The sequence below is a fragment of the Streptomyces sp. ISL-12 genome (assembly GCF_018614415.1).
Lineage (GTDB): Bacteria > Actinomycetota > Actinomycetes > Streptomycetales > Streptomycetaceae > Streptomyces.
This window is the reverse complement of sequence record NZ_JAGGOO010000061.1, coordinates 1-20,031: the sequence shown is the minus strand read 5'-3', so window position 1 is coordinate 20,031 and position 20,031 is coordinate 1. Positions and strand designations below refer to the sequence as shown.

Annotated in this window: 18 protein-coding genes and 1 tRNA gene; 11 read left to right on the top strand and 8 right to left on the bottom strand. The window is 70.4% G+C overall.

Annotation, left to right across the window (positions count from 1 at the left end):
• Positions 1 to 19: 19 nt before the first annotated feature.
• Positions 20 to 988 carry a LysR family transcriptional regulator gene (locus tag J7I94_RS17355; RefSeq protein ID WP_215168026.1) on the top strand — a complete coding sequence of 323 codons (969 nt, stop codon included), beginning with the start codon at positions 20 to 22 and terminating at the stop codon, positions 986 to 988.
• Between the two features lie 55 nt (positions 989 to 1,043).
• Here the strand turns inward: J7I94_RS17355 and J7I94_RS17350 are convergent, their stop codons facing one another.
• The 4 genes from J7I94_RS17350 to J7I94_RS17335 form a co-directional block, all read right to left on the bottom strand.
• The gene (locus tag J7I94_RS17350) at positions 1,044 to 2,015 is read right to left on the bottom strand and encodes a transposase family protein (RefSeq protein ID WP_308114593.1); all 972 of its coding nucleotides are present in this window, start codon (positions 2,013 to 2,015) and stop codon (positions 1,044 to 1,046) included.
• 31 nt (positions 2,016 to 2,046) lie between these two features.
• Positions 2,047 to 2,613 (bottom strand): Uma2 family endonuclease, encoded by a 567-nt coding sequence (locus J7I94_RS17345; RefSeq protein ID WP_215168025.1) that lies wholly within the window; start codon positions 2,611 to 2,613, stop codon positions 2,047 to 2,049.
• Between the two features lie 56 nt (positions 2,614 to 2,669).
• Positions 2,670 to 2,828 (bottom strand): hypothetical protein, encoded by a 159-nt coding sequence (locus J7I94_RS17340; RefSeq protein WP_215168024.1) that lies wholly within the window; start codon positions 2,826 to 2,828, stop codon positions 2,670 to 2,672.
• Between the two features lie 94 nt (positions 2,829 to 2,922).
• Positions 2,923 to 2,996 (bottom strand) — tRNA-Gly (locus tag J7I94_RS17335).
• 511 nt (positions 2,997 to 3,507) lie between these two features.
• On the opposite strand from J7I94_RS17335, the gene dcd reads away from it, so the two are divergent.
• Together dcd and J7I94_RS17325 are read left to right on the top strand one after the other, a co-directional pair.
• Positions 3,508 to 4,083, top strand: a complete 576-nt coding sequence (gene dcd / locus J7I94_RS17330; RefSeq protein WP_215168023.1) for a dCTP deaminase — start codon at positions 3,508 to 3,510, stop codon at positions 4,081 to 4,083.
• Between the two features lie 14 nt (positions 4,084 to 4,097).
• Entirely contained in the window at positions 4,098 to 4,595 is a 498-nt protein-coding gene (locus J7I94_RS17325) for a phosphoribosyltransferase (RefSeq protein WP_215168022.1), read from the top strand.
• 82 nt (positions 4,596 to 4,677) lie between these two features.
• Here J7I94_RS17325 and J7I94_RS17320 read toward each other — a convergent pair whose 3' ends face one another.
• Positions 4,678 to 5,697 carry a Yip1 family protein gene (locus J7I94_RS17320; protein WP_215168021.1) on the bottom strand — a complete coding sequence of 340 codons (1,020 nt, stop codon included), beginning with the start codon at positions 5,695 to 5,697 and terminating at the stop codon, positions 4,678 to 4,680.
• 25 nt (positions 5,698 to 5,722) lie between these two features.
• Complete coding sequence (locus J7I94_RS17315) at positions 5,723 to 5,980, bottom strand: GntR family transcriptional regulator (protein ID WP_215168020.1); 258 nt, start codon at positions 5,978 to 5,980, stop codon at positions 5,723 to 5,725.
• 137 nt (positions 5,981 to 6,117) lie between these two features.
• On the opposite strand from J7I94_RS17315, the gene J7I94_RS17310 reads away from it, so the two are divergent.
• A complete protein-coding gene (locus tag J7I94_RS17310; RefSeq protein ID WP_215168019.1) occupies positions 6,118 to 6,405 on the top strand; it encodes a hypothetical protein in 288 nt (95 codons plus the stop codon).
• Positions 6,406 to 6,479: 74 nt separating this feature from the next.
• Here J7I94_RS17310 and J7I94_RS17305 read toward each other — a convergent pair whose 3' ends face one another.
• On the bottom strand, positions 6,480 to 8,762 hold the full coding sequence (locus tag J7I94_RS17305; protein WP_215168018.1) for a heterodisulfide reductase-related iron-sulfur binding cluster: 2,283 nt from the start codon (positions 8,760 to 8,762) through the stop codon (positions 6,480 to 6,482).
• A 299-nt stretch (positions 8,763 to 9,061) separates the two neighbouring features.
• Here J7I94_RS17305 and J7I94_RS39240 point away from each other — a divergent pair, with 299 nt between their 5' ends.
• From J7I94_RS39240 to J7I94_RS17280, 5 genes are all read left to right on the top strand, one after another.
• On the top strand, positions 9,062 to 10,576 hold the full coding sequence (locus J7I94_RS39240; protein ID WP_215168017.1) for an undecaprenyl/decaprenyl-phosphate alpha-N-acetylglucosaminyl 1-phosphate transferase: 1,515 nt from the start codon (positions 9,062 to 9,064) through the stop codon (positions 10,574 to 10,576).
• A 94-nt stretch (positions 10,577 to 10,670) separates the two neighbouring features.
• Positions 10,671 to 12,527, top strand: coding sequence for a molecular chaperone DnaK (gene dnaK, locus J7I94_RS17295; RefSeq protein WP_215168016.1), 1,857 nt, complete (start codon positions 10,671 to 10,673; stop codon positions 12,525 to 12,527).
• Positions 12,524 to 13,198 carry a nucleotide exchange factor GrpE gene (gene grpE, locus J7I94_RS17290; RefSeq protein WP_215168015.1) on the top strand — a complete coding sequence of 225 codons (675 nt, stop codon included), beginning with the start codon at positions 12,524 to 12,526 and terminating at the stop codon, positions 13,196 to 13,198. The genes dnaK and grpE overlap by 4 nt, the downstream gene beginning before the upstream one ends.
• A 33-nt stretch (positions 13,199 to 13,231) precedes the next feature.
• Entirely contained in the window at positions 13,232 to 14,410 is a 1,179-nt protein-coding gene (gene dnaJ, locus J7I94_RS17285) for a molecular chaperone DnaJ (RefSeq protein WP_215168014.1), read from the top strand.
• A 5-nt stretch (positions 14,411 to 14,415) separates the two neighbouring features.
• Complete coding sequence (locus tag J7I94_RS17280) at positions 14,416 to 14,868, top strand: heat shock protein transcriptional repressor HspR (RefSeq protein ID WP_215168013.1); 453 nt, start codon at positions 14,416 to 14,418, stop codon at positions 14,866 to 14,868.
• 120 nt (positions 14,869 to 14,988) lie between these two features.
• On the opposite strand, the gene J7I94_RS17275 is transcribed toward J7I94_RS17280, so the two are convergent.
• Positions 14,989 to 17,421, bottom strand: a complete 2,433-nt coding sequence (locus J7I94_RS17275) for a PA14 domain-containing protein (protein ID WP_215168012.1) — start codon at positions 17,419 to 17,421, stop codon at positions 14,989 to 14,991.
• Positions 17,422 to 17,716: 295 nt separating this feature from the next.
• Between J7I94_RS17275 and J7I94_RS17270 the strand changes: the two genes are divergently transcribed.
• Complete coding sequence (locus J7I94_RS17270) at positions 17,717 to 18,820, top strand: substrate-binding domain-containing protein (protein WP_215168011.1); 1,104 nt, start codon at positions 17,717 to 17,719, stop codon at positions 18,818 to 18,820.
• Positions 18,821 to 18,900: 80 nt separating this feature from the next.
• A complete protein-coding gene (locus tag J7I94_RS17265) occupies positions 18,901 to 19,908 on the top strand; it encodes a helix-turn-helix transcriptional regulator (protein ID WP_215168010.1) in 1,008 nt (335 codons plus the stop codon).
• Positions 19,909 to 20,031 lie beyond the last annotated feature (123 nt).

Here is a 20,031-nt window from a genome sequence, read left to right as displayed (position 1 = left end):
TTCACGTACGATCCGGCCCGTGGACCTCCTACGCCACCTGCGTCTCTTCGTCACCGTGGCCGACGAGCTGCACTTCAGCCGGGCCGCCGAACGGCTCGGCATGGCACAGCCGCCGCTCAGCCAGGCCATACGGAGGCTGGAGAAGGACCTCGGCGCGGAGCTGTTCGACCGCTCCCAGCGCGGCGTCCGGTTGAGCGTCGCCGGGGCGGCCCTGCTGGAAGAGGCGCACGAACTCCTCGCCCGGGAGAAGAGACTGCGCGAACTGGCCCGCCGCGCCGCCGCCGGCGACATCGGCACCCTGCGCGCGGGCGTACCGCCCGACACCACGGCAGCCGTCCTGTCCGCCCTGCTGGCCGCCTGCGCGGACCACGCTCCGGGGCTCTCGGTCGACCTGCGGGAGGTCACCACCGAGGAGCAGGTGCGGCTGCTCTCCTCCGGCGGGCTGGACGTCGGACTCGTGCACCACCCCGTCGACGCCACCGGGCTCCGGCTCGGTCCCGAGACCTCACTGGACCTGGGGGTCGTCCTGCCCCGTCCCTCGCCCCTGGCGCGATCGCCGGAGGTGACGCTCGGCGAGCTGTCCGGCCACGACCTGGTGCTCTTCCCGAGAGCACACGCACCCGGCTGGTACGACCGGATCCTCGACGTGTGCCGCGCCGAGGGCTTCGTCCCCGGCCGCCTGCGCCATGCGTCCCACCCCGAGTTCCTGCTGGCCATGGTGACGGCGGGCCACGCGGTCGCCTTCGACCAAGGGCCGATGGCCCGCAAGGAGCCCCGCGTCGCCTGGCGCCCCCTGGCCGGCCGCCCCCTCACCTCGCGCATCGGCGGGGCCTGGCCCACCGGTCGCGGAGCCCACCCGGCCGCCCGCCGGTTCGCGGAACTCGCGGCCGACGTCCTGGCCCGCGACCACACGGCGACGACGAGACACGGCAGCGCCTCGGCTTCCCCGGACGACGCCCCGCGCCCGTGGTCGGTGGTCTACGGCTAACGAGCTCGTGCACGGTAGGCGGTGGGACGCCGAGGATGGCGGCGGGGCTCGGTGTTCACCTCTGCCGTGTCGACGTGAGGTCCGCGGTCTGCTGATGGGACAGCAGGCCGGCGACGGCCTGGACGGTGTCGCTCATGTGCTCGCGGCGGCCGAGGTGGCGGGCCAGGGCTCGCCAGTTCTTCAGATGAGCGATGCCGTGCTCGACCCGAATACGGCGTGAGGAGTGTGCCTTGCGCTGACGCTCGTGCATCTCCTCGTACCAGTGCGGGACGTCCTTCTTGAACTTGCGGTGCGGTGGTGTCACCACGCGGCCGCCGGTCTGCGCGCCCAGACCCTGGTAGCCGGCATCGGCGAGGATCTCCACCGCGGGCCCGTCGGCCAAGAGCTCGACCAGCCCCAACTGGCGGGCGTGGGTGATGTCCGCGCAGCTTGCGGGCCGCGCTGGGCTGCACCACAGCACGCGGCCTTCGCCGTCTGTGACCACCATGGACTTGACGGCGTTCTGCTTGTTCTTGCCGGAGATGAACTTGTCGCGGTCCCTGCGTCCGGCGGCGGGCCGACGGACCCGGATCTCGGTGCCGTCGACGATGGCGGTCGTCCCGCTCGCGCCGAGGTGGTCGACGACGTCGGCCAGAGTTCGCAGCCGCACGTCGGGGCTGACGGTGCAGCCGCGCTCGGCGAGCAGGGGCCGCACCTCACTGACGGCCCGGGTGATGGTGGAGCGGTCCACGCCGAACCAGCAGGCCAGCACGTCGTGGGTCACACCGTGCCGAAGATGGACGAGCGTGGCCAGCAGCCGGTCGATGAACACCAGCCGGTGCTTGGCGCCGGCGCCCACGGCCCGCTTCCGCGGTCGGGCGGCAAGCCGCGCCTGGTGGCGCTTTTGCCACAACGGGCCGATCTCCTCGACGAGTTCAGCAATGACTCCCACAGTCAGGCCCGTGATCCGCCGATTACTGATGATCACCGCACGCGTTGAGTTCCGCACCACCTGACCATGATCAACCATCCGGGCTCGGCGTCCCACCGCCTACCGTGCACGAGCTCGTTAGTTCGATTCAGACCTGACTGAGGTCGATCTCCACAGTGAAGGGGGCGGCGGCCTTCACAATCCCGGTGTAGACGTCCGCCTCCCGGTAGGACCTCGTTGCTGGATCGAGGACATATGTGTACACCAGGGGCACGCCTGTCACTGCCTGCTCGACCCGCCAGTAGAAACCGATCCCGGCCTTGGCGTACTGGTCGACCTTCACGACCCGGTCGGTGGTCTCCGAGCCCGGCGACACCACCTCGGCCACGAGCAGTACGTGCTCGGGGCGGGTGGGTGTGATGTCGATCGTGTCCGCACGGTAGACGATGACGTCGGGGCGGCGATTGGTCAGCGGGACGTCCTGCAGTCGGACGTCGAAATCAGTGTCGGCGTTCCAGTCCGGCCCCGCGGCGGCGTCCAGGGCGTTGGCCAGGAGCCGGGCCAGCCGATTGTGCCGTTTGGACGCGCTGGGGCTCACGACGACCATTCCATCCACGACCTCGATGCCGGAGCACTGCTCCTCGGACCACGACTCGTACTCCTCCGCCGTGATCTGCTCGTGCATCCACGCCGGGGCCACCATCTCGGCAGTCATGACGTGCCTCCCGGAGACTGTCGGCGGGTCCGATCTCGTTGAAGCCAGCGTACTGTCTACGGCTCGGCCGGCACTTCCTGCATTGCGTCACTGCTACCGCCACGGGCGTGCCGCCGTTCCGCCTCGGCTCTGTCGGCGGCAAGCCTCGCGGCCTCCCGGTCGAACGTCGCGACGCGCTGCTCGAAGCCGTCCCAGAGATCTCCACCGACAGCCATGCGGGCATTCTGCCGCTCTTCCGAACGCCGATGTGCCCCTGTGGAAAACTGCGGACAGCAAAAAGGCCCGGGTCGATGACCTGGGCCTCAGCTCTGGAGCGGGTGACGAGAATCGAACTCGCGCTCTCAGCTTGGGAAGCTGATGTTCTACCATTAAACTACACCCGCGTAAGCAACGGACCGCCGGTCGAGCCGGTGTCCCGGTGCTCGCTCACTCTACCTCATGACAGGCTCCCGGTGTTCGTGCCGTGGGGCCTGTCGGCGTTCTGTGGGTGGGAGGACGGGGCTGCGGGGGGCCGGAGTTGGGGCGTACGGTGGGGGCCGCCGGAGAGGGTCGGGTGGGGCGGAGTGCCGCCTGGAGGGCCGTTCCTTTCATCCCGTACTGTGGCTTTTGTCGCCAGGTGAACCTGGTCAGACGCGGCTCTTGGGGAAGGGACTTGAAGGACTTGATGGAGCGCACCGTCGTCCGCTGTGCCGATGGGCACGTGTTCAGCACCTCTTCGTTCCCGATGCAGCAGGCCGAGCGGCTCGGTCCCGGGCGGCTCGTCCGGTGTCCGAGGTGTGCGCGGCTGCGCAGCGTCGTGCCGGTGAGTTACGAGAAGCGGTAGCAGCAGGAAGGCTCCGGGCGCGCGGAGTGGCCGATTGTGGTCGCTCTGCGCGCCTTGCGTATCCTCGGGGCGTGCTTCTCTCAGACAAGGACATCCGGGCCGAGATCGACGCCGGGCGGGTACGGATCGATCCCTACGACGATTCGATGGTGCAGCCGTCCAGTGTTGATGTGCGTCTCGACCGGTTCTTCCGGGTGTTCGAGAATCACCGGTATCCGCACATCGACCCCTCGGTCGAGCAGGCGGATCTGACGCGGCTGGTCGAGCCGGAGGGGGACGAGCCGTTCATCCTGCATCCCGGTGAGTTCGTGCTGGCCAGTACGTATGAAGTGATCACGCTGCCCGATGATCTGGCCTCGCGGCTGGAGGGGAAGTCGTCGCTCGGGCGGCTCGGGCTCGTCACGCACTCCACCGCCGGGTTCATCGACCCCGGGTTCTCCGGGCACGTGACGCTGGAGCTGAGCAATCTGGCCACGCTCCCCATCAAGCTCTGGCCGGGCATGAAGATCGGGCAGCTGTGCATGTTCCGGCTCAGTTCGCCGGCCGAGCACCCGTACGGGAGCGAGCGGTACGGGTCGCGGTACCAAGGGCAGCGGGGGCCGACCGCCTCCCGGTCCTTCCTCAATTTTCATCGGACCCAGGTGTGAAAGCGGACATAGGTGTGAGTGACGTTCGGGAGAATCTCAGTTACGAGCAGTTCGGCGTCGCCGTCCGCGAGCTCGCGCAGGCCGTGGCGGACGACGGGTTCGAGCCGGACGTCGTGCTGTCCATCGCGCGCGGTGGGGTGTTCGTGGCCGGCGGGCTCGCGTACGCGCTCGACTGCAAGAACATCCATCTGGTGAATGTGGAGTTCTATACGGGGGTGGGGACGACGCTGGAGATGCCGGTCATGCTGGCTCCCGTCCCGAACGCCATCGACTTCTCCGACAAGAAGGTCCTCATCGCCGACGACGTCGCCGACACCGGCAAGACGCTGAAGCTGGTGCGTGACTTCTGCCTCGAGACCGTCGCCGAGGTGCGCAGCGCGGTGATCTACGAGAAGTCCCACTCGCTGGTGAAGTGCGAGTACGTGTGGAAGCGGACCGACGACTGGATCAACTTCCCGTGGTCCGTCCAGCAGCCCGTGGTGCGGCGGAGCGGGCAGGTGCTCGACGCCTGAGCCGGGTTGGCCGGCACGGCACGGCATGTGCGAAGGGGCTCCCTCGGGATGAGGGAGCCCCTTCGCGTGTGTCCCGTGTGTCTCAGAACGTGCCCAGCTTCACGATCGACAGCAGGGCGACCAGCTGGATCGCGGAGGCGCCCAGTGCCTTCGGCCAGGGCATATCGTGGGAACGGCTGACCATCAGGGTGAGCAGGGCGCCGGCCGCGACCCAGGTGATCCAGCCCAGGATCTGGACGAAGGGCGCGTCGCCGCCGGCGAACATGGCGACGATCAGGCGCGGCGCGTCCGTCAGCGACATGATCAGCATGGAGAGGCCGACCGTGGGCTGCCACGCCCCGTCGCCGCCGAGCTGGCGGGCGAGGGTGTGGGTGACCACGCCCAGGACGAATGCGGAGAGGACCATGGCGACGGCCGTCACCAGGACGATCGGGATGGCGTTCGAGAGCGTCGCGTTGATCGCGTCCTCGCGGGCGCCGTCGAAGCCGAACACCGCGATCAGGCCGTAGACGAAGGTCACGATGAGGGCGGGGACCCACATCGTGTAGTCCCGCATCTGGAGGAAGGTCTGGTTGGGGCTGGTGACGATGCCCTTCAGCAGGTCCTTCCAGTGCAGGCGGGGGCCGATCGGGCCGGCGGGCGGCGTGGACGCCGTACCGGCGCGGTAGGTGTCGCCCTGGGTGTAGGGGTCCTCGCCGATCGAGAAGGCCTGGGTGTGGCCGGGGGTGTTGGCGGCGTACGGGTCGTGCGGGGCGGCGCCGGGCGGGCCGCCCTGCGGGTAGCCGCCGTCGCCGAAGTACTCCGGCTCGCCGTGTCCGCCGCCCTGGCCGCCGTAGCCGCCGCCGTTCGCCTGCGGCCACTGGCCGCCGCCGGTGTACGGCGGCTGCGGGGGGTACGGCTGCGGCGCCGGGGGATAGCCGTACGGCTGTCCCGGCGGTGTCTGCTGCCCGTGCGGGGGGTGTTGCGGTCGCGTCTGAGGAGCGCCGTTGTCCCGGCCGCGTCCGATCCTGAATCCAGCCACGCATCCGAACGTACCTGGTCCCGGTGAGTGGCGTGCCGGACCCGGGCCCGGGGAGGGCCCTTTGCGGCCGAGCTGTGACATCCCTTACGGGGTCATCTCATATCCCCTAGGGGGAGGGCGGCGTGTCCTCCGGACGCCGGGCGACGAAGGAGCCGAGGCCCACCTCGGCACGGATGAGTCCCTCCGCCTTGAGATGGCTCAGAGCCTTCTGCGCCGTCGAGGCGGCGATGCCGAACTCGGCGGACAGTTCGACGACTGATGGGACGCGGGCGCCCACGGGGTACTGGCCGTCGGCGATGCGGTCCGCGATCGCTGCGGCGACCTGACGCCAGACGGGCCGGGTCCGGTCGAGGTCAGGAGTCATGCGGTTGACGCTAAAACTCTGCGGTCTACCGCGCGACCGCAGTAGACTGCGGTAGACCGCGTACAAAGCCCCCGCGACGGGTGGAGCCGTCCGGGGGTGTGGTCAGCAGCCCACACCCGTAACAACTGAGAGGGCCGATGACAATGACCGACCATATCCGCCTACTGCCCTGCTTCGCCGCCGAAGGCGCCAAGCCCGCCTACCTCATCACCGACCGGCACGGCGGGACCGTCTCCCGGCTCGCGGACGTCACCGAGTCGGTGCAGCTGGAGATGGGGGAGCGGCTGCTCGTGCATGCGCGCGGGATGCTGCCCAGTGCCCCCGACGGGGAGCTGCGGTATCTCGCCGTGCGGTTGGCCGAGTCCCTTCAGCAGGTCCTCCGGATCGCAGAGAGCCGAGGAGGACGGCTGGGCTCGCTCAACTGAGGGATGTCGTCCGGACATGCCGACGCCCCGTGTCATCCGTTTCCGGGGGGACACGGGGCGCCAAAAGCGGGGAGTTACTTCACCGGCTCCGGTTCCGGCGCCGTCTCCGGCTCCGCCTCGCCCGTCGGGTCGGCCGGGGTCTTCACGGAGTCCAGGAGGAGCTGGGCGACGTCGACGACCTGGATCGACTCCTTCGCCTTGCCGTCGTTCTTCTTGCCGTTGACCGAGTCGGTGAGCATGACCAGGCAGAACGGGCAGGCCGTGGAGACGATGTCCGGGTTGACGGAGAGGGCTTCGTCGACGCGCTCGTTGTTGATGCGCTTGCCGATCCGCTCCTCCATCCACATCCGGGCGCCGCCCGCGCCGCAGCAGAAGCCGCGTTCCTTGTGGCGGTGCATCTCCTCGTTGCGGACGCCGGGGACGGCGGCGATGATCTCGCGCGGCGGCGTGTAGATCTTGTTGTGGCGGCCCAGGTAGCAGGGGTCGTGGTACGTGATGATGCCCTCGACCGGGGTGACCGGGGTGAGTCGGCCCTCGTCGACCAGGTGCTGGAGCAGCTGGGTGTGGTGGATGACCTCGTAGTCGCCGCCGAGCTGCGGGTACTCGTTGCCCAGGGTGTTGAGGCAGTGCGGGCAGGTGGCGACGATCTTCTTCGCCGACTTGGGCTTCGCCGACTCGGGCAGGACCTTGCCGTCGTCGTCCATCTCCTCGCCGAAGGCGGCGTTGAGGGACATGACGTTCTCCATGCCCAGTTCCTGGAACAGCGGCTCGTTGCCCAGGCGGCGGGCGGAGTCGCCGGTGCACTTCTCGTCGCCGCCCATGATGGCGAACTTCACGCCCGCCATGTGGAGCAGCTCCGCGAAGGCCTTGGTGGTCTTCTTGGCGCGGTCCTCCAGGGCGCCGGCGCAGCCGACCCAGTAGAGGTACTCGACCTCGGTGAGGTCCTCGATGTCCTTGCCGACGACCGGGACGTCGAAGTCGACCTCCTTGGTCCACTCCAGGCGCTGCTTCTTCGCCAGGCCCCAGGGGTTGCCCTTCTTCTCCAGGTTCTTGAGCATCGTGCCCGCCTCGGAGGGGAAGGAGGACTCGATCATGACCTGGTAGCGGCGCATGTCGACGATGTGGTCGACGTGCTCGATGTCGACCGGGCACTGCTCGACGCAGGCGCCGCAGGTGGTGCAGGACCACAGGACGTCCGGGTCGATGACGCCGTTCTCCTCCAGGGTGCCGATCAGCGGGCGTCCGGCCTCCGCCAGTGCCGCCGCGGGGACGTCCTTCAGCTGCTCGGCGGACGCCTTCTCCTCGCCCTCCATCGTCTTGCCGCCGCCGGCCAGCAGGTACGGGGCCTTGGCGTGCGCGTGGTCGCGCAGGCTCATGATCAGGAGCTTGGGGGAGAGGGGCTTGCCGGTGTTCCAGGCCGGGCACTGGGACTGGCAGCGGCCGCACTCGGTGCAGGTGGAGAAGTCCAGCAGGCCCTTCCACGAGAACTGCTCGACCTGGGAGACGCCGAAGACGTCGTCCTCGCCGGGGTCGGTGAAGTCGATCGGCTTGCCGCCCGACGTCATCGGCAGCAGGGCGCCCAGGGACGTGCCGCCGGCCGCGTCGCGCTTGAACCAGATGTTGGGGAAGGCCAGGAAGCGGTGCCAGGCCACGCCCATGTCGGTCTTCAGGGCGACCGTGATCATCCAGATGAAGGAGGTCGCGATCTTCAGGCCGGCGAAGAAGTAGGTGAGGTTCTGGAGGGTGGAGAGGTCCATGCCCTCCAGCCACGACACCACCGGGTACGAGATGAAGAAGGACGCCTCGTAGCTGTCCACGTGGTGCTGGGCGCCTTCGAGGGCGTGCAGCATGAAGATGCAGACGCCGACGATGAGGATGACGGCCTCGACGAAGTACGCCTGGCCGAAGTTGGAGCCGGCGAAGCGGGACTTGCGGCCCGGCTTGCGCGGGTGGCTCAGCTGCCGGATGCCGATCAGGACGAGGATGCCGAGCACGGTCATCGTGCCGATGAACTCGACGAAGACGTTGTACGGCGCCCAGTCGCCCAGGACCGGCAGCAGCCAGTCGGCCTGGAAGAGCTGGCCGATGGCGTTGACGATGGTCAGCAGCAGCGAGAAGAAGCCCACCGCCACGAACCAGTGCGCGACGCCGACGACGCCCCAGCGGTTCATCCGGGTGTGGCCGAGGAACTCCCTGACCACCGTGAGGGTGCGCTGCGCGGGCTGGTCGGTCCGGGTGCCGGCCGGCACGGGCTGGCCCAGCCGCATGTAGCGGACGATCTGGAGGACGGCGCGGGCGAAGAGTGCCACGCCGACCACGATCAGAACCAGCGACACGATGATCGCGGCGAGTTGCATTTGGGGGCTCCTCGGGCCTGCGAGGGTTTCGAGGGGGTGGGTGAGTGGTGGGTCGGTGCTACTGGGTTACTGAGCGGTAGCTTATGCAGTCCGTTCGAGACTACCCCTATCCTCCGCCGCACTGTAGTCGGGCGTGTGGTGATCTGTGTCGCTGAGGCGACCCTGAGTGGTCCCCTGGGTCCCCTGGGTCCCCTGGGTCCCCTGGGTCCCCTGGGTCCCCTGCCCTCGGCCTGGCGTCGCCACGCCGAACCGGACGGAACATTCATCGCATATCGCGATATTCGGCTTAGTTTAAGGCCGTGCTCTACGGGATCGTGTCCGTCACCCTCCTCGCCGCCCTGCTCGCACCGCTGCTGCGGCCCCTCGCCCTGCGGGCCGGGGTGGTGGGGCGGCGACCGGCGGCGCGGCGGCCCGTACCGCTGTCCGGCGGGATCGCGGCCGTGGCCGGCGCCGGGCTGGCCGCCTGGGCCGGGGAGCGGGCCGGCGTCGTCCCGCTCGGCACGCCGCTGGCCGCGCTGCTGGCGGGCGGAGCCGGGGTCGGCCTGCTGGGGCTGGCCGCCGACGTGTGGCGGCTGCGCCGGCGCTGGCAGGCGGCGGGCACGGCGGTGGCGGCGGCCTGGGTGGTGCCGTACGAGGAGACGGGGGTGGTGGCCGGGGCGGCGGCGGTGGTGTGGATCGTGCTGGTCACCCTCGCCTTCCGGGGGCTCGACCATGCCGACGGGCTGGCCGGGACGGTGGGGGTGGTGACCGCCCTCGGGCTCGGGGTGTGCGCGGCGGCGGAGTTGATGGACGGGCTCGCGGTGCTGCTGTGCGTGCTGGCCGCCGCGCTCGCCGGGGTGCTGTCCTACGACTGGCCGCCCGCGCGGAGCGGACTCGGGGCGTGCGGGTCGCTGTCCGCGGGGTTCACGCTGGCCTCGGCGGCGGTGCTCGTTCGTGCGGGGCACGCGGCCGGGGACGGGGCCGTGGTGCTGGGCGCGCTCACCGCCGTGGTGGGCGCCGACGCCGTACTGGTCCTCATGGCGCGGCGTCCGGCCGGGCGGCCCGCGCGCCGCTCCGCCCCGGACCACCTCGCCCACCGGCTGCGGCGGCTGGGGCTGACCGCGCGGGGCGCGGTGCTGCTGCCGGCCGCCGGGGCGTTCGGCTCGGTGCTCGTCGGGGTGCTCGTGCACCTCGGCCGGCTGCACGAGACCGCCGTGCTGTGGGTGGCCGGGGTGGGGATCGTCGGCGTGCTCTCGCTGGCGCGGGCGGGGGTGCACGAGGTGCGGCGGGCGCGGTCGTACGGGGTGCGGAGGGTGTCGCCGCCGTACGGGGCGCGGCGGGTGCCGCCCTCCTGCGGGGCGGAGCGGACGCCGCCGTCCTGCCGGACGGAGCGGGCGGCGCCGTTGCGTAAGACGCGGAAGCTGTCGCCGCCGTACGGGGCGCGGCGGTTGTCGCCGTACGGGACCCGGAAGGTGTCGCGGCCGTATGAGACCCAGAAGGTGTCGCGGCCCTACGAGACCCAGAAGATGCCGCAGCCGTACGGGACCCGGAAGGTGTCGCAGCCGTACGAGACCCAGAAGGCGCCGCGGCCGTACGAGACCCGGAAGCTGCCGTCGCCCTTCAGGGCGCGGAGGCTGTCGTCGTACGGGACCGGGAAGGTATCGGCCCCGCGCGAAAAGCGCCCGGCACCCCCGTACGGGCCGCGGCAAGCACCCCCGCTCGACGCGCCACAGGCATCCCGGGCGCCCTGGCGGGTGGGGAATTTCCCGGTGCGGCAGACGCGCCGCACGGCATCTGTGCAGGTCAGCGACTTGTTGCGCGTAAGGAACGGATAAGAGTTGAGTCTGCTGGACTCAGGTCTGTTGACCCAGCGGGAGCCGTCGTGCACACTTGAGCCTGTTCCACTCAAGTCAGCTGGAGGAATCAACCATGGCACGTGCGGTCGGCATCGACCTGGGCACGACTAACTCCGTCGTCAGCGTTCTGGAGGGCGGCGAGCCCACCGTCATCACCAACGCCGAGGGCGCCAGGACCACGCCGTCCGTCGTCGCCTTCGCCAAGAACGGTGAGGTGCTGGTCGGCGAGGTGGCCAAGCGTCAGGCGGTCACGAACGTCGACAGGACCATCCGGTCGGTCAAGCGCCACATGGGCACCGACTGGAAGATCAACCTGGACGGCAAGGACTTCAACCCCCAGCAGATCAGCGCCTTCGTGCTGCAGAAGCTGAAGCGGGACGCCGAGGCGTACCTGGGTGAGAAGGTGACCGACGCGGTCATCACCGTCCCGGCGTACTTCAACGACTCCGAGCGGCAGGCCACGAAGGAGGCCGGCGAGATCGCCGGTCTGAACGTGCTCCGCATCGTCAACGAGCCGACCGCCGCCGCCCTGGCGTACGGCCTCGACAAGGACGACCAGACGATCCTCGTCTTCGACCTCGGTGGCGGTACGTTCGACGTCTCGCTGCTGGAGATCGGCGACGGCGTCGTCGAGGTGAAGGCCACCAACGGTGACAACCACCTCGGTGGTGACGACTGGGACCAGCGCGTCGTCGACTACCTGGTGAAGCAGTTCCAGTCCGGTCACGGCGTGGACCTGAGCAAGGACAAGATGGCGCTCCAGCGCCTGCGCGAGGCCGCCGAGAAGGCGAAGATCGAGCTGTCCTCGTCCACCGAGACCTCGATCAACCTGCCCTACATCACGGCCTCCGCCGAGGGCCCGCTGCACCTGGACGAGAAGCTCACCCGCGCCCAGTTCCAGCAGCTGACCGCGGACCTCCTGGAGCGCTGCAAGACGCCGTTCCACAACGTGATCAAGGACGCGGGCATCCAGCTCAGCGAGATCGACCACGTCGTCCTCGTCGGTGGCTCGACCCGTATGCCGGCCGTCGCCGAGCTGGTCAAGGAGCTGACCGGCGGCAAGGACGCCAACAAGGGCGTCAACCCGGACGAGGTCGTCGCCATCGGCGCCGCCCTGCAGGCCGGTGTCCTCAAGGGCGAGGTCAAGGACGTCCTGCTCCTCGACGTCACCCCGCTGTCCCTCGGCATCGAGACCAAGGGCGGCATCATGACCAAGCTGATCGAGCGGAACACGACGATCCCGACCAAGCGGTCCGAGATCTTCACCACCGCCGAGGACAACCAGCCGTCCGTGCAGATCCAGGTCTACCAGGGCGAGCGCGAGATCGCGGCGTACAACAAGAAGCTCGGGATGTTCGAGCTGACCGGTCTGCCGCCGGCGCCCCGCGGCGTCCCGCAGATCGAGGTTTCCTTCGACATCGACGCCAACGGCATCATGCACGTGACCGCGAAGGACCTGGGCACGGGCAAGGAGCAGAAGATGACCGTCACCGGCGGCTCCTCGCTGCCGAAGGACGAGGTCGACCGGATGCGCCAGGAGGCCGAGCAGTACGCGGAGGAGGACCACCGCCGCCGCGAGGCCGCCGAGACCCGCAACCAGGGCGAGCAGCTCGTCTACCAGACGGAGAAGTTCCTCAAGGACAACGAGGACAAGGTCCCCGGTGACGTGAAGACGGAGGTGGAGACCGCCGTCGGCGAGCTGAAGGAGAAGCTCAAGGGCGAGGACATCGCCGAGATCCGCACCGCCACCGAGAAGGTCGCCGCCGTCTCGCAGAAGCTGGGCCAGGCCATGTACGCCGACGCCCAGGGCGCGCAGGCCGCCGGCGGCGAGGCTCCGGGCGCGGGTGCCGGTGCCGGCCAGTCCAAGGCCGACGATGATGTCGTCGACGCCGAGATCGTCGACGACGAGCGCAAGGACGGTGCCGCGTGACGGAGGAGACCCCGGGTTTTGACGAGAAGCCCGACGTCCCCTCCGGCGCCACCCCCGAAGACGCCGAGCCGAAGGCCGCCCCCTCCTCTTCGGAGGCGGGGGCGGCCCCGGCCGGGGACGCGAGCCAGGACGCGGGTCTGGTGGCCCAGCTGGACCAGGTGCGCACCGCGCTCAACGAGCGCACCGCGGACCTCCAGCGGCTCCAGGCCGAGTACCAGAACTACCGCCGCCGGGTCGAGCGGGACCGGGTCGCCGTGAAGGAGATCGCCGTGGCGAACCTCCTGAGCGAGCTGCTCCCGGTGCTCGACGACATCGGCCGCGCCCGGGAACACGGCGAACTCGTCGGCGGCTTCAAGTCGGTGGCGGAGTCGACCGAGGCGGTCGCGGCCAAGCTGGGCCTCCAGCAGTTCGGCAAGGAGGGCGAGCCCTTCGACCCGACGATCCACGAGGCCCTGATGCACAGTTACGCGCCGGACGTCACCGAGACGACCTGCGTGGCGATCCTGCAGCCCGGGTACCGGATCGGCGAGCGCACCATCCGCCCCGCGCGGGTGGCCGTGGCCGAGCCCCAGCCCGGGGCGCAGACGGTCAAGCCGGCCGAGGAGAGCGAGAAGGCGGCCGGCGCGGACTCCGCCGACGACAAGGAGAGCGGTGGCCCGGACGAGGGCTGAGCTTGTGAGCAGGAGGAAGGAGGGACGTCGGGGATGAGCACCAAGGACTTCATCGAGAAGGACTACTACAAGGTCCTCGGCGTCCCCAAGGACGCCACCGACGCCGAGATCAAGAAGGCGTACCGGAAGCTCGCCCGCGAGAACCACCCGGACGCCAACAAGGGCAACGCCAAGGCGGAGGAGCGCTTCAAGGAGATCTCCGAGGCGAACGACGTCCTCGGCGACCCCAAGAAGCGCAAGGAGTACGACGACGCCCGCGCGCTCTTCGGCAACGGGGGCTTCCGCCCCGGGCCCGGCGCGGGCGGCGGCACCTTCAACTTCGACCTGGGCGACCTCTTCGGGGGCGCCCAGGGCGGCGGACAGGGAGCCGGCGGCTTCGGCGGCGGACTCGGTGACGTGTTCGGGGGCCTGTTCAACCGCGGTGCCGCGGGCGGCGCCCGGACCCAGCCCAGGCGCGGCCAGGACATCGAGTCCGAGGTCACCCTGAGCTTCACGGAGGCCATCGAGGGCGCCACGGTGCCGCTCAGGATGTCCTCGCAGGCTCCCTGCAAGGCGTGTTCGGGCACCGGCGACAAGAACGGCACCCCGCGGGTGTGCCCGACCTGTGTCGGCACCGGCCAGGTGACGCGGGGCTCGGGCGGCGGGTTCTCGCTGACCGACCCCTGCCCGGACTGCAAGGGCCGCGGTCTGATCGCGGAGGACCCCTGCGACGTCTGCAAGGGCTCCGGGCGTGCCAAGTCGTCGCGGACCATGCAGGTCCGCATCCCGGCCGGGGTGTCGGACGGGCAGCGCATCCGGCTGCGCGGCAAGGGCACGCCGGGCGAGCGGGGCGGTCCGGCGGGCGACCTGTACGTGGTCGTGCACGTCAAGGACCACGCCGTCTTCGGGCGCAAGGGCGACAACCTCACGGTCACCGTCCCGGTGACGTACGCGGAGGCGGCGCTCGGCGGGGAGGTCCGGGTCCCGACCCTGGGCGGCCCGCCGGTCACGCTGAAGCTGCCGGCCGGCACGCCCAACGGGCGGACCATGCGCGCCCGCGGCAAGGGCGCGGTCCGCAAGGACGGCACCCGCGGGGACCTGTTGGTCACCGTGGAGGTGAGTGTTCCGAAGGATCTGAGTGGGAAGGCTCGTGAAGCGCTGGAGGCGTATCGCGAGGCGACCGCGGGTGAGGACCCGCGGGCGGAGCTGTTCCAGGCCGCGAAGGGAGCTTGATGGGGATGGACGGCCGTCGACGCAATCCGTATGAACTGACCGAGGACACCCCGGTCTACGTCATCTCGGTGGCGGCCCAGCTGTCCGGTCTGCACCCGCAGACCCTGCGTCAGTACGACCGTCTGGGCCTGGTCTCCCCGGACCGCACCGCCGGCCGGGGGCGCCGCTACTCGGCCCGGGACATCGAACTGCTCCGTACGGTGCAGCAGTTGTCGCAGGACGAGGGCATCAACCTGGCCGGCATCAAGCGCATCATCGAACTGGAGAACCAGGTCGCGGCGTTGCAGGCCCGGGTGGCCGAGATGGAGGCCGCCCTGGACGGCGCGGCGGCGGCGATGCGCCAGCGCGAGGCGGCGGTGCACGCGTCGTACCGCCGGGACCTGGTCCCGTACCAGGAGGTCCAGCAGACCAGCGCGCTGGTGGTGTGGCGGCCGAAGGGGCGGCAGGCGTCGGACTGACGCCGCGTCCGCACGGAGAGAACGGAGAGAGGGGCCCGGAGACGTCCGGGCCCCTCTCCTGTTTCCTGCCGGTGCTTTCCCGGCCGCGTTCTGTCTGCGCTTCTCCGCCCGCGCGGCCGGTCAGAGCCAGGAGTCCCAGATGCCGTACGCCTGCGACGTGGTGACGGCGTCGGCGCCGGACGCGTCGGTGCGGACGACACGGTAGTAGTAGAGGCCCAGCCGGTCCTCGTTGACCGTGGTGTCCATGAAGTAGGCGGCGTCGCCCGCCGTCCCCTGCGTCAGGACGGTGTAGGAGGCGGTGGCCGGGTCCCAGCGCTCCACGCGGTAACCGGCGAACCGGGCGCAGTCACCGAGGCCCGAGGACTCGGAACAGCCCACGTACAGCTCCGGGTACTGGTCCTCGCGGACCGAGGTGCCGGTCCAGCCGGGCGGCCGGGTGTCGGGCAGGGTGACGGTGATGTCGGCCGTGTTGTACGCGGCGGGACCGGCGTACGGGTCGATGAGCCCGGAGCCGTCCGAGGCGGCCACCCGGTAGACGTGGGCGGCGCCGTCGGGCACCGTCGGGCAGTAGATCTCGGTGGCGGTCAGGGAACTGCCGGTCCAGCAGTTCTCCTCCCAGACCGTCTCCCCGGTGTCCGGGTCGGTGACGCCCTGCCAGACGTGGTACTTCTGCACGTCGTCGTCGGCGGGCGGGGTCCAGGTCAGGTGGACGCCGAGCGGGATGGTCTCGGCGGTCAGGTTCTCCACCGGGGCCGGGCGTTCGGTGTCCGGGGTGGTGGCGGTGGCGGCCGGACCGGGCCGCGAGTCGTGTCCCTGGGGGCCGGTCGTCACCACCCGGTACTCGTAGGTGGTCTCGGACCTGCCGGAGACGTCCCAGCAGACCCCGTTGACCTGCTTGCGGCCGGCGTACGCGGGAGCGTCCGAGCCCGACCAGGTCCAGTACGTCCGCGGCGCTTCCAGCGGCAGGTCGACCGCGTTGTTCGGCTTGCACAGGTCGACGGTGGTGCTCTCGCCGGTGGCCGGGTCGGTGCGGACGAGGCGGTAGGTGGGCAGCGGGCCGTTCCCGTCGTACGCCCACGGGTCGGTGCCGCTCCACTCGACCATCACGCCCTCGCCGAACGGCACGGCGGTGGTGCGGAAGGCGGGGATGGCCTCCGGGCGGGCGGCCATCTCCAGGGTGATCTCCGTGGGTGCGGCGGCGTTGCCCTTGGCGTCCACCGCGTGCACGGCGTAGCGGTAGGAACCGCTCACGGCGGCCAGTTGGCGCGGCACGATGTCGGTGCCGTCGGTGGTGCCCGGTACGGGCAGGGCGTCGAGCCAGCCGCCGGTCGCCGGGTCGTACTGGAGGACCTGGTAGGCGGTGGCGCCGTCGACGGGGGACCAGACCAGGTGCGGGACGCCGGAACGGTACTCGACGCGGGCGTCGGTGACGGCGGACGGCGGGGTCCGGTCGGAGGTGGTGAAGGTGGCGGCGGCCGAATACGGCGACCAGTTGCCGGCGGCGTCGCGGGCCCGGCCGCGGTAGGTGACCTTGGCGCCGTCGGCCGGTGTGCCGGTGTCGCAGAAGGCGCCCTTGGTTCCGGTGGCGACGGTCGTCCAGGCACCGGTGGCCGCGTCCCGCCGCTGGAGCTCGTACAGGGCGATGTCGGCGGCGTTGGCCGCGGTGGTGACCAGTTCCGGGGCCGCGTAGGGCTGGTCGGCCGGGCAGGCGTCCATCTCGACGAACGGTGCGGCGGGCGGGGTCTTGTCCACCGTGGTGACGCCCTGGTCGGCCGTCCCCGTCGACTCGTTGCCCGCCTTGTCGTAGGCGCGGACCTCGTAGTAGTACGTCTGGCCGGTCTTCGGGAGGGTGGTGTCCGTGTACGACGTCGAGGTGGTCGTGGCGAGCGGCTCGGCGGCGTACGAGGTGCCCTTCAGGCGGCGGTGGACGCGGTAGCCGGCGAGGTCCATCTCCTTGTTCTTGGACCAGGTGATCTTCGCCTTGCCGGTGGCCGGGTCGTGGGCGACGGCGATGCCGGCCGGGGTGAGGGGCTTGACCTTGTCGACGGAGGCGGAGGTCCTCGGTGTGTAGGAGAACTTGACGTCCGCCTTGCCGGTCCAGTTGACGAAGTCGATGCGGAGGGTGTGCTTGCCCTTGGGGACGGTGACGTTGACCGTCTTCTTCCGGGTCGACGACACGTTCTTCCACAGGTCGACCTCGCGGGTGCCGTCGAGGTAGACGCGGATGCCGTCCTGCGCGGAGGCGGCGAAGGAGAACGGGCCGCCGGAGCCGAAGTCGCGGGTGACGGACCAGCGGACGCCGAAGTTGTTCGCCGGCAGTCCCGTGGCCGGTGCCCCGGTGCCCCAGTTCTGGTCGATCGCGGAGTCGCAGTCGGTCTTCTTCGGTGTCCCCGAGAACGTGGTGTTCGCGAAGAACTGCCGCTTGAAGACGGGCGAGGAGCAGCTCACGGCTGCGGAGGCGGGCGCGGCGGCGACGGTGAGCAGTCCGCCCGCGGTGGCGAGCACGACGACCGTCGAGGCGACGGCCGTGGTCGTGCGTCTGGCTGAGTTCATTCGGTCCTCTGCTCGAAAAAACGGAGGCGGGGAGCGGCCTCCGTGATCACGACTCGTGACGATTGGACTTGGTTGTACGGATCTTGTGCAACCGGCTGTGATCATGCAACGACCGTTGTGTGAAGGAAAGTTGAGGGCCCGGCCGCCTGTGCTTCAGGTCGGCTGCGCAGCGTGATGTTGCGATCTCGTTAAGTGGTATCGCTTGACGGGTGGGCGGGTGTGCGCGTTGTCTTTTCAGTCACCTGGGTCGCAAAGCGGCCACCGCGTCCGGAAGGCACCAGAAGTGATCTCCTGCATGCGCCGTATCGCCATATCCGTGGCGGCGTCCACGATGACCGTTTCGCTGACGGCCTGCGGAGCGCTGAACGTGTCGGGCGGCAGTGACGACGCGAGCCCGACCAAGGGCGACGACCTCATGGTGGGGCTGCTGCTCCCGGAGCGGGACAACACCCGCTACGAGGAGTTCGACCGGCCCATCTTCACGAAGAAGGTGGACGCGCTGACCGACGGCCAGGGCATGGTCCAGTACGCCAACGCCGAGGCGAGCGCGAGCAAGCAGACCCAGCAGATGGCGAAGATGGTCGACGACGGGGTCGACGTCATCGTGCTGGACGCGGTCGACTCGCACGCCATCGCGGACAGTGTGAAGAAGGCCAAGGACGCCGGTATCCCGGTGATCGCGTACGACCGGCTGGCCGAGGGCCCGATCGACGCCTACATCTCCTTCGACAACGAACTGGTGGGCGAGGTCCAGGGCCGCTCCCTCCTGGAGGCGCTCGGCGGTGACGCCGCCACCGACACCATCGTCATGATGAACGGCTCCTCCACCGACCCCAACGCCCGCCAGTTCAAGGCCGGAGCCCTGACCGAACTGGCCGGGAACGTGCGGGTCGGCGCCGAGTACGACACCGTGGACTGGAAGCCGGAGAACGCCGAGCAGAACATGGCCGAGGCGATCCAGAAGCTCGGCGCGGACCGGATCGCCGGTGTCTACTCCGCCAACGACGGCATGGCGGGCGGCGTCATCGAGGCGCTCAAGGCCGCCGGTGTCACGGAGCTGCCGCCGGTCACCGGGCAGGACGCGGAACTGGAGGCGGTGCAGCGGATCGTCTCCGGGGAGCAGTACATGAGCGTGTACAAGTCCTACCCGCAGGAGGCGGAGAACGCGGCCGAGATGGCCGTGGCCCGGGTGCAGGGCAAGGACATCCAGTTCGACGCGCTCACCACGGACCGGGTGGACAGCCCCACCCACCAGGACATCCCGGCCCAGTTGGTCTCCGTCACCGCCCTGACCAAGAAGAACATCGAGGAGACCGTCGTCGCCGACGGCATCCACAAGATCTCCGACATCTGCACCGCCGCGTACGAGGCGCGGTGCGCGGAGATCGGCCTGAAGTAGGCCCCTTGTTGCACAGCCGGTCCCGGCCCGCGCATAGTGGCGCTGCGGAGAGCGGGCGGGATGCGGGGGTGGGCTGGGCGATGGCCGGGCACGGGACGGACGGGCATCCACACGGTGCTGACCGACTGTGCGAAGCCGGGGACCGCGTGTACTCCCGGGCCGTGCGGCGCGGCCGGGTGGAGCGCCGGGAGGCCGAGGCGGCGCCCTGTCTGCTGGACCTGGCGCTGCTGCACCCCGACCCCGACGCCATGGACTGGCTGGTGCCGACCGCTCCGCGGGAGGTCGTGACCCGGCTGCTGCGCGAGGTGTACGACGAGGTCAGCGCCGGTCAGCGGCGGGTGGGGTCGGCGGTGGCCGCCATCGAGCGGTACGCCGCCCTGGGCGGGGGCAGCGGACAGCGGCGGCCTGCGGCGGGGGCCGAGGGCACGGCGATCCGGGTGCTGGACGGGCTGGCCCGCATCCAGGCCGCGATGGACGAGGCGACCCAGGCGTGCACCACGGAGGTGCTGACCGTGCAGCCCGGCGGCATCCGGCGCGAGCACGAGCTCTCCGAGGGGCTGCACCGGGCGCTGGCGCTGCGCGGACGCGGGGTGCGGATGCGCGACCTGTACACGCACGTCGCCCGGCACGGGCAGGGACTGCTGCACTACATGGAGCTGATGGGCGACGCGGTGGAGGCGCGGACGCTGGACGAGGTGATCGACCGGCTGATCCTCTTCGACCGTACGGTGGCGTTCGTGCCGGCCAACGCGGAGCGGACGATGGCGCTGGAGCTGCGCCACCCGGCGCTGGTGGAGTACCTGGTCACCGTCTTCGAACGGCTGTGGCGGCTGGCGCTGCCGATCACCGCTCCGCTGCCCGACACCGGCATCGAGGGCATCTCGCACCGGGAGCGGTCCATCGCGGCGCTGCTGGCGGAGGGGCACCAGGACGCGGTGATCGCCGAGCGGCTGGGGATCAGCGTGCGCACCTGCCGGGCCCATATCGCCCGGCTGTCGGAGACGCTGGGCGCGGCGAGCCGTACGCAGTTGGGGGTGCGGATCGCCCAGGCGGGACTGGACGGGCCGCCCCGGGCTCGGGTGCCGTAGCCGGGGTGGGGGTGGTTCGGCTCGGGTTCGGGGTGTCGTGGCCGGGGTGGGGGTGGTTCGGCTCGGGCTTGGGGTGCCGTAGTCGGTCAGGGCGCCCCACACCCGCACCGGTACAGCCGCAGC